The sequence below is a fragment of the Geodermatophilus sp. YIM 151500 genome, assembly GCF_025716945.1.
In the GTDB taxonomy this organism is placed as follows: domain Bacteria; phylum Actinomycetota; class Actinomycetes; order Mycobacteriales; family Geodermatophilaceae; genus YIM-151500.
In genome coordinates this window covers 145,101-157,782 of the sequence record NZ_JAOVZT010000004.1, presented here as the reverse complement: position 1 = coordinate 157,782, position 12,682 = coordinate 145,101, and the positions used below count along the sequence as shown (strand labels likewise).

The 12,682-nt window shown below is 74.9% G+C and carries 11 protein-coding genes; 8 read left to right on the top strand and 3 right to left on the bottom strand.

The annotated features are described in order from the left end of the window. Positions 1-86 precede the first annotated feature (86 nt). Together OF117_RS09100 and OF117_RS09095 are read right to left on the bottom strand one after the other, a co-directional pair. Complete coding sequence (locus OF117_RS09100) at positions 87-1,055, bottom strand: sugar ABC transporter substrate-binding protein (RefSeq protein WP_263552512.1); 969 nt, start codon at positions 1,053-1,055, stop codon at positions 87-89. A 44-nt stretch (positions 1,056-1,099) separates the two neighbouring features. After that, entirely contained in the window at positions 1,100-2,275 is a 1,176-nt protein-coding gene (locus OF117_RS09095; protein ID WP_263552511.1) for a Gfo/Idh/MocA family protein, read from the bottom strand. Between the two features lie 123 nt (positions 2,276-2,398). On the opposite strand from OF117_RS09095, the gene OF117_RS09090 reads away from it, so the two are divergent. From OF117_RS09090 to OF117_RS09075, 4 genes are all read left to right on the top strand, one after another. Beyond that, positions 2,399-3,445 (top strand): LacI family DNA-binding transcriptional regulator, encoded by a 1,047-nt coding sequence (locus tag OF117_RS09090; RefSeq protein WP_263552510.1) that lies wholly within the window; start codon positions 2,399-2,401, stop codon positions 3,443-3,445. 255 nt (positions 3,446-3,700) lie between these two features. After that, positions 3,701-5,704, top strand: coding sequence for a thioredoxin domain-containing protein (locus tag OF117_RS09085; protein ID WP_263552509.1), 2,004 nt, complete (start codon positions 3,701-3,703; stop codon positions 5,702-5,704). 49 nt (positions 5,705-5,753) lie between these two features. Continuing rightward, positions 5,754-6,386: a hypothetical protein gene (locus OF117_RS09080; protein ID WP_263552508.1), complete on the top strand. Its 633-nt coding sequence runs from the start codon at positions 5,754-5,756 to the stop codon at positions 6,384-6,386. 111 nt (positions 6,387-6,497) lie between these two features. Continuing rightward, complete coding sequence (locus tag OF117_RS09075; RefSeq protein ID WP_263552507.1) at positions 6,498-7,748, top strand: geranylgeranyl reductase family protein; 1,251 nt, start codon at positions 6,498-6,500, stop codon at positions 7,746-7,748. 162 nt (positions 7,749-7,910) lie between these two features. Here OF117_RS09075 and trhA read toward each other — a convergent pair whose 3' ends face one another. Further along, complete coding sequence (gene trhA / locus OF117_RS09070; protein ID WP_263552506.1) at positions 7,911-8,723, bottom strand: PAQR family membrane homeostasis protein TrhA; 813 nt, start codon at positions 8,721-8,723, stop codon at positions 7,911-7,913. Between the two features lie 117 nt (positions 8,724-8,840). Here trhA and OF117_RS09065 point away from each other — a divergent pair, with 117 nt between their 5' ends. The 4 genes from OF117_RS09065 to OF117_RS09050 all read left to right on the top strand — a co-directional run bounded on the left by OF117_RS09065 (position 8,841) and on the right by OF117_RS09050 (position 12,667). After that, a complete protein-coding gene (locus OF117_RS09065; RefSeq protein ID WP_263552505.1) occupies positions 8,841-9,620 on the top strand; it encodes an isoprenyl transferase in 780 nt (259 codons plus the stop codon). 12 nt (positions 9,621-9,632) lie between these two features. After that, positions 9,633-10,850, top strand: a complete 1,218-nt coding sequence (locus OF117_RS09060; protein WP_263552504.1) for a DUF885 domain-containing protein — start codon at positions 9,633-9,635, stop codon at positions 10,848-10,850. A gap of 3 nt (positions 10,851-10,853) precedes the next feature. Continuing rightward, the gene (locus tag OF117_RS09055) at positions 10,854-11,024 is read left to right on the top strand and encodes a hypothetical protein (protein ID WP_263552503.1); all 171 of its coding nucleotides are present in this window, start codon (positions 10,854-10,856) and stop codon (positions 11,022-11,024) included. Positions 11,025-11,371: 347 nt separating this feature from the next. Further along, on the top strand, positions 11,372-12,667 hold the full coding sequence (locus tag OF117_RS09050) for a PhoH family protein (RefSeq protein WP_263552502.1): 1,296 nt from the start codon (positions 11,372-11,374) through the stop codon (positions 12,665-12,667). Positions 12,668-12,682: the final 15 nt, after the last annotated feature.

Here is a 12,682-nt window from a genome sequence, read left to right as displayed (position 1 = left end):
GCGGAGGTCGAAAGCTTGGAGCGGAGGCGGGAGGTGCGGCGGCGGAGGCGGGGCCGCCCGGTGTGCGCGCGGCCCCGCCCGGTCGCTCATCGGGTGTTGTTCTCGGCGAAGGTCGCGATCGCGTCGATGTTGGCGGCGTCCACGAACGAGGGGCCGGTGAGCACCGGCTGGCCGCCGCCGATGTCGTTGCCGTTGGTCAGGTTCAGCCACAGCGACTCGACGGCCAGATAGCCCTGCACGTAGGGCTGCTGGTCGACGGAGAACTCGATGTCCCCGGCCTGGATGGCCTGCACGACCTCCGGGCTGAGGTCGAAGGTGACGATGCTCGCCTGGCTGCCGGCGCCCTCCTGGGCCTGGACGGCGGCGGTGGCGATGCCCGCGTCGAGGGTGACGATGTGGGTGATCGACGGGTCCTCCTGCAGCTTGGCCCCGATCGTCTGCTGAACCGACGGCAGGTCCGAGCCGTTGACCTGGAGGTTCTCGGTGCTCGGGAAGGACTCCGCGACACCCGCGCAGCGGGTCTCCAGCGAGATGTTGCCCTGCTCGTGCACCACGCACACGGCCTTGCCGCCGCCGGACTCGGCGATCCGGGCGCCGGCGCTCTGCCCGGCGATGCGCTCGTCGGAGCCGAAGAACATCAGGGCGCCGTAGTCCTGGTAGACGTCCATGCCGGCGTTGAAGGCCACGGTCGGGATGCCGGACTCCGCCGCCCGGGCGAGGGTGGGGCCGACCGCGTCGGGGTTGGCGAGGGTGACCGCGATGCCGTCGGCGCCGCTGTCGATCGCGTTCTGGACGAGGGTCGCCTGCTCGCCCGAGTCCGGGTCGTTGGAGTAGTTGAGGGTGACGCCGAGTTGCTCGGCGGCGGCGTCGGCGCCGTTGCGGACCCGGTCCCAGAAGGTGGAACCCGGTGCCTCGTGGGTGATCATCGCGATGGTGAGGTCCTGGCCTCCGGCGGCGCCGGGGGCGTTCTGCGCGCCGCCCTGGCTGCTGCAGGCCGGAACGGTGAGCAGCAGCCCGGCGGCCGCCGCGATGGCGAGCTTTCCCGTGCGGGACATGGCTTTCCCTTTCGGTGGTCGAGCGGTGGGGGACCGGCGGGCGCTCAGGCGCGAACCGGTGTGCGGGTGCTGTGCGTGGCGGACGAGACGACGGCCTCCTGCACCAGCAGGTTGTGCAGTCCCTCGGCGAAGGAGGCGTTGCGCGGCAGCTCGTCGAGCCCGGCGATCTCGTCGAGGAAGGCCCGCGCCTGGTAGACGAAGCTGTCGTTGTGACCGAAGCCGACGCCGGTCGCGTCCATCGCCATCCCGCCGGCGATGTAGGGGTGCTCGACGCCGACGATGACCCGTCGGAACCCGTTGGAGGCACCCGGCAGGCCACCCGAGGCGATGTCGAATTCGCCCGGCCGGCTCACGTCGAAGGCGAGGGCCCCGCGCTCGCAGAAGACCTCGAACTTGAGCGTGTTCGGGTGGCCGTAGGCGATGCGGGAGACGCTCAGGTCGCCGGTCGCGCCGTCGGCGAAGCGCGCCGAGAAGCTGGCCCAGTCGTCGTTGCCGACCGCTTCGCGCTCGTCGCCGACCTCGACGTGGGCGTGCCCGACCACGTGGCCGAGCGGGAGGGGACGGTCGGTGACGACGGTGGTCAGGGCGGCTCCGTGCACCGACTCGACCGGACCGAGCAGGAACTCGGCGACGTCGGTGAGGTGGCTGCCGAGGTCGGCGAGCGCCCCGGAGCCGGGCTCGCCCCGGTAACGCCAGCTCATCGGGGCCTGCGGGTCGGCGCCGTAGTCGGTCCAGTACTGCCCGCTGATGTACAGCGGGCGCCCGAGCTCACCGGACCGGAGCTGCTCGCGGACGGCGCTGATCCCGGGCGCCCGGCGGAAGGTGAAGCCGACCCGGGCCACGATGCCGGCGGCCTCGACGGCGTCGGTCATCGCGCGGGCGTCGGCCGCGGTCGGGGCCAGCGGCTTCTCGCAGAGCACGTGCTTCCCGGCAGCGGCGAGCTCGGTGACGATCTCGCGGTGCAGGTGGTTGGCGACGACCACGCTGACGACGTCGATGTCGTCGGCCTTGACGATGGCCTCCCAGCTGGTGTCGTGCCGCTCGAACCCGTAGCGCCGCGCCGTGTCGCGGGCCAGGTCCTCGTTGATGTCCGCGACCGACACGAGGCGCACGGGCGGGAGGCCGGCGGAGAAGACCGTTCCGGCCGACCGGTAGCCGTGCGCGTGTGCGCGGCCGGCCATGCCTGCGCCGATCACCGCGACGCCGATGTCGTTGCTCATGAATCCTCCGATGGGGGTGAGACGGCCAATCGCCCGGACTAGCTCGTGCTAATAGCACGTGCTAGTTCGGTAGTGTGGTGTGGACCACCCACCCCGTCAAGGGGTGCCGAGGAAAGGGCGGGCATGACCGGACCGGAGCCGACCGACCAGGAGCCTGCGGGTGCGCGCGGAGGCGGTCGGGACCGCCGGCCGACGATGGCCGACATCGCCCGCCACGTCGGGGTGTCCCGACCGCTCGTCTCGATCGTGCTGCGTGGTGCCGAGGGTGCGTCCGACGCGACGCGGCAGCGCGTGCTCCGGGCCGCTGCGGAGCTCGGCTACCGGCCGGACTCCCTGGCGCAGGGGCTGCGGAGCAACCGCACGCGCCACCTCGGCGTCCTCTTCGCCCTCCGCCGCCCGTTCGAGGTCGAGCTGGTCGAGCAGATGTTCCCCGTCGTCGAGAGGCTCGGCTACCACCTGCTGCTCGGCGCCACCACTGCCTTCCGCGGGCAGGAGGCGGTGACCGACGAGCTGCTGCGCTACCGCTGCGAGGGCCTCGTCGTCGTGGGGCCCGAGCTGGACGGTCACCGCCTCGAGCCCGTCGCGGAGGAGGTGCCGGTCGTGGAGATCGGCCGCCGCGTCACCCGCGGCCCGGTGGACGTCGTGCGCAACGACGACGCGTTCGGCACCCGCCAGGCCGTCGACCACCTGGTGTCGCTCGGGCACCGCGCCATCGCCTTCGTCGACGGCGGTGACAATCCCGGAGCGGAGGACCGGCGGGCCGGCTACGCCGCGGCGATGGCCGCCCACGGCCTGGCGGCGGAGGCCCGTGTGGTGCCCGGCGGATACACCGAGGACGAGGGAGCCAAGGCCGCGGGGCTGCTCCTGTCGGACCGGCTGCCGACCGCGGTCATCGCCAGCAACGACCTGTCGGCCATCGGTCTGCTGGACAGCGTGCTGCGCGCGGGCGTGCGCGTGCCGCACGAGCTGTCCGTCGTCGGCTACGACGACTCGCGGTTCGCCCGGCTCCCCGGCATCGACCTGACCTCGGTCCGGCAGGACGTGCCGCGGATGGCCGAGCTCGCGGTGCAGGCCGTCGTCGAGCGCCTGGATCTCCCGCCGCGCGAGCCGAGGGACGTCGCGCTGCCCCCGCAGCTGGTGGTCCGCGGCACGACGGCTCCACCGCCGTAGCGGCGGGACGCCGACGAGGCCGCGCCCCCGCCATCGCTCCGCTGCCTGACGGCCCGGTTGGGCCGGCAGCCGGCCGGGCATGGGTGCGGTGCCGACGGCGCGGGCCGTGCGGACGACGGGGATCCCGTCGGTGGCCCGGAGGCCGGGGCCGGTCGGGGAGCGGCCGTCCCGGCGCCGCCGGGTGACGCCGGGCGAGAGCGGATCGTCGTCCGGGTCGGCGGGTCCGATGGGCGACGTGCGAAGGAGGGACGGCGCGTGACCAACCGTCTGGCTGCTGCCACCAGCCCCTATCTGCTGCAGCACGCCGAGAACCCGGTCGAGTGGTGGGAGTGGGGCGCGGACGCGTTCGAGGAAGCCCGACGCCGCGATGTGCCGGTCCTCTTGAGCGTGGGATACGCGGCCTGCCACTGGTGCCACGTGATGGCGCACGAGTCGTTCGAGGACGCGACCACCGCGGCGGAGATGAACGCCGGCTTCGTGTGCGTCAAGGTCGACCGGGAGGAACGGCCGGACGTCGACAACGTCTACATGACCGCGACGCAGGCGCTGACCGGCTCCGGCGGCTGGCCGATGACGGTGTTCGCGACGCCGGACGGCCGGCCCTTCTACTGCGGCACCTACTTCCCGCCGCGGCCCGCCCACGGCATGCCGTCCTTCCGCCAGGTGCTGGCCGCCGTCCGCGACGCCTGGACGACCAAGCGCGCCGACCTGGAGACCGCCGGCGAGCGCATCGCCGCCGGCATCTCGACCCGTCTGGACCTCGGCGAGCCGGCGGCCCTGTCCGCCGACCTGCTCGACGGCGCGGTCGCGAAGCTGGCCGGCAGCTTCGACCAGCGGTGGGGCGGCTTCGGCGGGGCCCCGAAGTTCCCGCCGTCCATGGTGCTGGAGTTCCTGCTGCGCAACGCGGCGCGCACCGGCGACGCGACGGTGCTGGGGATGGCGCGGCGCACCGCCGAGGCGATGGCCCGCGGCGGCATGTACGACCAGCTCGCCGGCGGCTTCGCCCGCTACTCGGTCGACGCGCAGTGGGTCGTGCCGCACTTCGAGAAGATGCTCTACGACAACGCGCTGCTGCTGCGGGTCTACCTGCACCTGTGGCGGGCCACCGGCGAGGGCTGGGCCCGCCGGGTCGCCGACGAGACCGCGGCCTTCCTGCTCCGCGACCTGCGCACCCCCGAGGGCGGCTTCGCCTCCGCGCTCGACGCCGACACGGACGGCGTCGAGGGGCTGACGTACGTGTGGACGCCCGACCAGCTCGTCGCCGTCCTGGGTGCCGATGACGGCCGCTGGGCCGCCGACCTGCTCGAGGTGACCGACCGCGGCACGTTCGAGCACGGGACCTCGACCCTGCAGCTGCTCGCCGACCCCGACGACGAGCGACGGTGGGTGTCGGTGCGCCGACGGCTGCTGGAGGCACGGGCGGAGCGGCCGCAGCCGGCCCGCGACGACAAGGTGGTGACGGCCTGGAACGGGCTGGCGATCGCCGCGCTGGCCGAGCACGGCGTCCTCACCGGCTCCGGCGAGTCGCTCGCGGCGGCGCGGGGCGCCGCCGAGCTGGTCGCCGGGACGCACTGGACCGGTGACCGGCTGCGCCGCGCCTCCCGCGACGGCGTCGCCGGCGCGCACGCCGGCGTGCTCGAGGACTACGGCGACCTGGCCGAGGGGCTGCTGGCGCTGCACGCGGCGACGGCCGAGGGGCGCTGGCTGGAGCTGGCCGGCGAGCTGCTGGACGTGGTCGCCGGGCAGTTCGTCGACGCGCAGGGATGGCACGACACGGCGGCGGACGCCGAGACGCTGCTGCACCGGCCGTTCGACCCGGCCGACGGGCCGACGCCCGCGGGCATCGCGGCCGCGGCCGGGGCGGCGGTGACCCATGCCGCCCTCTCCGGGTCGCCGCGGCACCGGGAGCTCGGCGAGGCGGCGCTCGCGTCGCTGGCCCGGCTGGTGGACGCCGCGCCGCGGGCCGCCGGGTGGGCGGCCGCGGTGGGAGAGGCGCTGCTGGCCGGCCCGCTGGAGGTGGCGGTCAGCGGGCCGGCCGGACCGGAGCGCGACGCCCTGGCGTTGGCGGCCCGTCGCTCGACGAGCCCCGGCGCCGTGGTGGTGGTCGGCGAGCCCGATGCCGCCGGCGTCCCGCTGCTGGCCTCCCGGCCGTCGGTCGACGGCCGCCCGGCGGCCTACGTGTGCCGGGGTTTCGTGTGCTCCGCGCCGGTGACCGACGTGTCCGCTCTCAGCGCAGCGATGGAGCCTTCCGCTCGGTGATGCGCGGGCTTACGGTGCAAGCGTGTAATCACGAGCACCGGAGGTCTCCGTGCACCGACACCGCTTCACCGAGCACCCCTTCGCCCGCGGCCGGGGCCGCGGCTTCGGTCCCGGCTTCGGCCGGGGCTTCGGCGGCCGTGGCCGCGCGTCCGACTCGCCCCCGGTCGACCGCAGCGAGGTGGCGGGCTGGTTCGCCGGCCGGCTGCCCGACGGCTGGTTCACCGGGCCCGTCGACCTGACCATCGACCGCGACGAGATCACCGTCGTCGGCACGCTGCCCGAGCCGGCCGCCGGCGAGGGCGATGCGGCCGCCGCCCGGGCCGGGCGGATCAGCCGCTTCCGCGAGGAGACCCGCGAGCAGCGGATGGCGATCGCCGACGCCGCGCAGGAGCGCTACGGCCGCTCCGTCGCCTGGGGAGCGGCCTGCGGCGACACCCGGGAGGTCTTCACCAACCTCTCGGTGCCGGTGATGACCCGGCTGCGCCAGCCCGAGCGGCTGGTGCTCGACACGCTCGTCGACGCCGGCGTCGCCCGGTCCCGCTCCGAGGCGCTGGTCTGGGCGGTCCGCCTGGTCGGCGAGCACGCGGACGACTGGCTGCGCGACCTGCGCGAAGCGATGGCCGCCGTGGAGGAGGTCCGCGCCCGCGGCCCCCGTGGGCGCGAGGACGACCAGGAGACCTGATCACCGGTCGTCCTCCCCGGCACGGCGGGTGCGGGTGGACGGGCGACGCCGGCGCCCGGCGTTTCCCGCTCCTCGGCTGACCAGGGGTGACGACCTGGGACACTGGGCGTCGTGCCTGCGCCCGACGTCCCCGCCGCCACCGACGTCCTCGTGGTCGGCGCCGGCCCGGCCGGGTCGGCGGCCGCCGCCTGGGCGGCCCGCGCCGGGCACGACGTGGTCCTCGCCGACGCAGCGGTCTTCCCCCGTGACAAGGCGTGCGGTGACGGCCTGACGCCCCGGGCGATCGCGGAGCTCGACCTGCTCGGCCTCGGCGACTGGGTGCGTGGGCGGGGACGCAACCGCGGCCTGCGTGCCGCCGGCTTCGGCCAGGAGCTGCTGCTGCCGTGGCCCGGCGGCTCGCTGCCCGACCACGGCGGCGCCGTCCCGCGCACCGAGCTCGACGCGCGGATCCGCGAGGTGGCCCTGGCGGCCGGGGCGCGTCCGGTGGAGGGCGCCCGGGCCGTGGACGTCGTCCGGGACGGCGACCGCGTGACCGGTGTGGTGTTCGCCGTGGCCGGGGAGCCGGTGACCGTGGGCTGCCGGCGGCTGGTCGTGGCCGACGGCGCGCGCTCGCCGCTGGGCCGCGTGCTGGGCCGGGTGTGGCACCGGGAGACCGCCTACGGGGTCGCCGCGCGCGGCTACCTGCGGTCGGGCCGCAGCGACGACGAGTGGATCTCCTCGCACCTGGAGCTGCGCGGTGTCGACGGGGAGCTGCTGTCGGGCTACGGGTGGGTCTTCCCGCTCGGCGCCGCCGCCGGGGAGATCAACATCGGCGTCGGGACGCTCGCGACCGCCCGCCGTCCGGCCGGGGTGCAGCTGCGCGCGCTGCTCGACGTGTACGCCGACGCCCGGCGCGAGGAGTGGCAGCTCGACGGTCCGGTGCGGGCCCCCGCGTCGGCCCTGCTGCCCATGGGCGGTGCCGTGTCCGGGGTGGCCGGGCGGAACTGGGCGCTGGTCGGCGATGCGGCCGGCTGCGTGAACCCGCTGAACGGCGAGGGCATCGACTACGGCCTGGAGACCGGGCGCGAGGTGGTCGGCCTGCTCGGGGAACCCGACTGGTCGGACGCGTGGCCGGCGCTGCTGCGGCACCACTACGGCGAGGCGTTCTCCATCGCCCGCCGGCTCGCCGGCCTGCTCACCGTGCCGGGGCTGCTGCCGGCCGCCGGGCCGGTGGGCATGCGGTCGCGCGTGCTCATGACCGTCGCGCTGCGGGTGATGGGCAACCTGGTCACCGAGGCCGACCGGGACGCCGTCGCCCGCGCCTGGCGCCTGGCCGGGCGGTGCTCCGTCCGTCTCGACGACCGCCCGCCCTTCGCGGCATAGGAAGCTATGCCCCTGCCTCGAACCCCCGGCGACGCGGGCATAGGAAGCTTTGCCCCGGCCGGACCGCCGGCGACGCGGGCATAGGAAGCTTTGCCCTCGCGCAGATCGGCCGGCGACCCGGGCATAGGAAGCTATGCCCCGGCCGGTCGATGGACGACCGCGTCAGAGGTACGGCGACCGGTAGACGGCGAAGTAGACAGCGATGTAGTGGCAGATCGCGGCCACGATCGTCATCGCGTGGAAGACCTCGTGGTAGCCGAAGACGCCCGGCCAGGGGTTGGGCCGCTTGAGCGCGTACGCCACGCCGCCGAACGTGTAGAGCAGGCCACCGGCGGCGAGCAGCACCAGCGCGGTGACGCCGCTGTTGCGCAGGATGTCGGTCAGCACGAAGACCGCGACCCAACCCAGCGCGATGTAGATCGGCACGCCGACCCAGCGCGGCGCGGTGGGCCACACGAGCTTCAGCGCCACCCCGGCCAGCGCGCCGGCCCACACCCCGGCGAGGACCCAGTAGCCCTTCGGCTCGTCGACGGCGAGCAGGGCGAACGGCGTGTACGTGCCCGCGATGAACAGGAAGATCATCGAGTGGTCGAGCCGCTTCATCAGCTTCCACGCCCGCGGTGACCACCGGCGGCGGTGGTACAGCGCGCTGGTGCCGAACAGCCCGCAGATGGTCAGGCAGTAGAGCGCGACCGGCCAGCCGGCCCGGGCGCCCTGGACGGCGGCCAGCGGGACCAGCGTCGCGCCCGCGGCGATCGAGGTGAAGAACGCGAACAGGTGGAGCCAGCCGCGCAGCCGGGGCCGGGTGTCGGGGTGCTCCCAGTCGCGGTCGGCGAAGTCGGCCGCGGTCCACGTGCGCTCGACGCGCTCGCCCTCGGCGGCCACGGCGGCGACGGCCGCACCGCGCGTGGCCTCCAGGACGGCGCCGTCGGCCTCGACCCGGACCGCCTCGCTGTCGTCGGACGCGCTGCTCATGCCGCGAGGCTACGGTCCCGTAGCTACGCGCGGCTGCCGTGCCGACCATGACGTCGGCGACCCTCCGCCGTCCCACCCGCGGGGCTGGACGACCGCACCCGGCCTAGGGTGACCCCCGTGGGGGCGCGCAAGAGGGTCCGCGAAGCGATCCTCCAGGTGTACGAACGACGGCTGGCCCGGGCGCTGGAGGGGGCCGACACACCTACCCACGTCGGCATCATCATCGACGGCAACCGCCGCTGGGCCCGGGCGATCGGCTTCGACGACCCGAATGCTGGGCACCGCCGGGGCGCCGACCGGATCGCCGACTTCCTCGGCTGGTGCGACGAGGCCGGCGTGTCGGTCGTCACGCTGTTCCTGCTCTCCACCGACAACCTGTCGCGGCCGGAGCCAGAGCTCACCCCGCTGCTGCGGATCATCGAGGGGGTCGCCGAGGACCTCGCCGGGCCCGACCGCCGCTGGCAGCTGCGCGCGGTCGGCGCCCTCGAGCTGCTGCCCGCCGAGACCGTCGCCGTCCTCAAACAGGCCGAGGAGGACACCCGGGACCGTCCGGGCGCGTCGGTGAACCTGGCCGTCGGCTACGGCGGACGGCGGGAGATCGCCGACGCCGTCCGCTCGCTGCTGGCCGAGCACGCCGCCCGGGGGACGACGCTCGACGAGCTGGTCGACGTCCTCGACGTCGACCACATCGCCGAGCACCTGTACACCCGCGGCCAGCCCGATCCCGACCTGGTCATCCGAACCAGCGGCGAGCAGCGGCTGTCGGGCTTCCTGCTCTGGCAGACCGCGCACGCGGAGTTCTACTTCACCGACGTCTACTGGCCCGACTTCCGCCGGGTCGACTTCCTGCGTGCGCTGCGTGACTACGCCGCGCGGCACCGGCGCTTCGGCAGCTGACAGACTGCGGTCGTGCCATCGCGCCCCGTCGACGTCCCGCTCGAGTACGTCCGCCTCGGCCTGCGCTTCGACCGGCTCGAGCCGGGCTTCGTCGACGCCTACACCGGTGACCCGCGGATCCGCGCGGAGGTGGCCGGCGAGCCGGCGCCGAGCCCGCACGAGCTCGGTCGGCAGGCGCGGGGCCTGCTGCGCGAGCTGGACGCCGCCGACCTGCCGGACGACCGCACCGGCTACCTGCGGGCGCAGCTCACCGCCCTGGAGTGCTCGGCACGGAAGATGGCCGGCGAGCCGGTCGGCTTCCTGGACGAGGTGCGCTGCTACTTCCAGGTCGACGCCGAGCTCGGCGACCCCGCCGACTACGCGGCTGCGCACGCCGAGCTCGACGCGCTGCTGCCCGGCACCGGCACACTCACCGAGCGCTACGCCGTCCACCGCCGGGACGAGGAGTGCCCGCCGGACCGGCTCGAGGAGGCGGTGCTCGCGCTGTCGAGCGCGCTGCGCGACCGGGTGCGCGACCGGTACGGCCTGCCCGAGGTGGAGACCGTGCGGTACGAGATCGTCACCGACAGGCCCTGGTCGGGGTTCAACTACTACGAGGGCGAGTACCGCTCCCGCGTGGCGATCAACGCCGACCTGCCGCACCGGCTGGGCCGTCTGCCGCACCTGGTGGCGCACGAGGCCTACCCCGGCCACCACACCGAGCACTGCCGCAAGGAGCGCGGCCTGGTGCGGCGCGCCGCGCAGCTGGAGCACACCGTCTTCCTGGTGAACACGCCCGAGTGCCTGATGGCCGAGGGGCTCGCCGACCTCGGCGTGGAGGCGTCCGTGGGTGCCGGGTGGGGGCCCTGGGCGGCGGAGATCCTCGGCGACCTGGGCCTGCGCCTGGACGGCGAGCTGACCGAGCGGGTGGCCGCCGCCGCGGCGCCGCTCAACCGGGTGCGGCAGGACGCGGCGATCCTGCTGCACGACCGGGGCGCCTCCGCCGACGAGGTGAGCGCCCACCTGCAGCGCTGGTCGCTGGTCGGCGCCGATCGGGCCGCCCAGCAGCTGCGGTTCCTCACCCACCCGCTCTGGCGCGCCTACATCACCACCTACGTGGCCGGCTACGAGCTGCTCTCCACGTGGCTGGCCGCCCGGCCGGAGGGCATCACCGCGGCCGACCGCTTCCTGCGGCTGCTCGACGAGCCGCTCACCCCGGCGGCCGCGGCGGCCGAGCTCCCGGGCACCTGACCGGTGGCCCGGCGCACTCCCGCGGAGGCGCGCGTCCTGGGCCTGTGGACGGCGGCCTGGCTCGCCGCGCTCCTGGTGGCGGGGCTGGTGCGGCTGGGCGACCCGGCGGTGCAGTGGCCGGTGCTGCTGGTGCCCCTGGTCTGGGCGCTGGCGGCGCTGGCCCGCGGCCGCTGAGCCGGAGCCGGAGCCGGTCCGTCGTCCGGCGGGCGGCTGCTGGTGGCGCCCTCGTCGTCCGCCGGTGTCGAAGGCGAGGTGCCGCCGCGGACGGGTCCCCTGGTTCGGCTGTGGCGGATGCTCCGTCCGAGTGACACGCCGGCTCCCTTTTGGGGTGGTGGACACGCTTCTGTCATCTGTCGGCCCTACCGTCCGCGGTGGAGGGCGAGCTCACCTCGCCGTCCGCGGGAGGCCCGGTTGGTGCGAACGAGTTCGTCGAACCAGGGGGGCCGGCGCCCGGCCCCTGTGCCGGGGCCCGGCCACCTTCGAGCCGGGGTGCAGCACGCGCACCCCAGGGGAGTCGGATCGTGAGCACTCGCCGTACGTACGTCCTCGACACCTCCGTCCTGCTGTCCGACCCCGGGGCGCTGCTGCGCTTCGGGGACGCCGACGTGGTGCTCCCGCTGGTCGTCATCGGTGAGCTGGAGGACAAGCGGCACCACCCGGAACTGGGCTGGTTCGCCCGGCAGTCGCTGCGGATGCTCGACGACCTGCGGGTGCGGCACGGGCGGCTCGACGCGCCGGTGCCGATCGGTGAGGACGGCGGCACGCTGCACGTGGAGCTCAACCACAGCGACCCGGGAGTGCTGCCGGCCGGCTTCCGCAACGACAGCAACGACAGCCGGATCATGGTGGTCGCGCTCAACCTGCGGTCCGAGGGCCGCGACGTCTGCCTGATCACCAAGGACGTGCCGTTGCGGGTCAAGGCCGCGGCGGTCGGGCTGGAGGCCGACGAGTACCGGGCGCACGACGCCGTCGACGCCGGGTGGACCGGCATGGCCGAGGTGCGGCTCGACGACGCGGAGCTGTCCGCGCTGTACGACACCGGCGAGGTCTTCGCCCCCGCGGCGGCGGAGCTGCCGACCCACACCGGGCTGGTGCTGCTCTCCTCGCGCGGCTCGGCGCTGGGCCGGGTCACGCCCGACAAGCAGGTCCGCCTGGTGCGCGGCGACCGGGAGGCCTTCGGGCTGCACGGCCGGTCGGCGGAGCAGCGGATCGCCCTCGACCTGCTGCTCGACCCGGAGATCGGCATCGTCTCGCTCGGCGGGCGGGCCGGCACCGGCAAGTCGGCGCTGGCGCTGTGCGCGGGGTTGGAGTCGGTGCTGGAGCGGCGGGCGCACAAGAAGGTCGTGATCTTCCGGCCGCTGTACGCCGTCGGCGGGCAGGAGCTGGGCTACCTGCCGGGCAGCGAGGGCGAGAAGATGTCGCCGTGGGCCCAGGCGGTCTACGACACCCTCGGCGCGCTGGTGTCGTCGGAGGTGCTCGACGAGATCGCCGCCCGCGACCTGATCGAGGTGCTGCCGCTGACCCACATCCGCGGCCGGTCGCTGCACGACTCGTTCGTGATCGTCGACGAGGCGCAGTCGCTCGAGCGCGGGGTGCTGCTCACGGTGCTGTCGCGGCTCGGCTCGGGCTCCCGCGTGGTGCTCACGCACGACGTCGCCCAGCGCGACAACCTGCGGGTCGGCCGGCACGACGGGATCACCGCGGTCGTCGACACGCTGAAGGGCCACCCGCTGTTCGCCCACGTGACCCTGACCCGCTCCGAGCGCTCGCCGATCGCGGCCCTGGTCACCGAGATGCTGGAGGACCTGCCGCTCTGACCCGCGGCGTGTCGG

Bases quoted from the DNA above. Each gene is read 5' to 3' on its own strand.
- OF117_RS09100 (WP_263552512.1), bottom strand. From the start codon at position 1,055: ATGTCCCGCACGGGAAAGCTCGCCATCGCGGCGGCCGCCGGGCTGCTG.
- OF117_RS09095 (WP_263552511.1), bottom strand. From the start codon at position 2,275: ATGAGCAACGACATCGGCGTCGCGGTGATCGGCGCAGGCATGGCCGGC.
- OF117_RS09090 (WP_263552510.1), top strand. From the start codon at position 2,399: ATGACCGGACCGGAGCCGACCGACCAGGAGCCTGCGGGTGCGCGCGGA.
- trhA (WP_263552506.1), bottom strand. From the start codon at position 8,723: ATGAGCAGCGCGTCCGACGACAGCGAGGCGGTCCGGGTCGAGGCCGAC.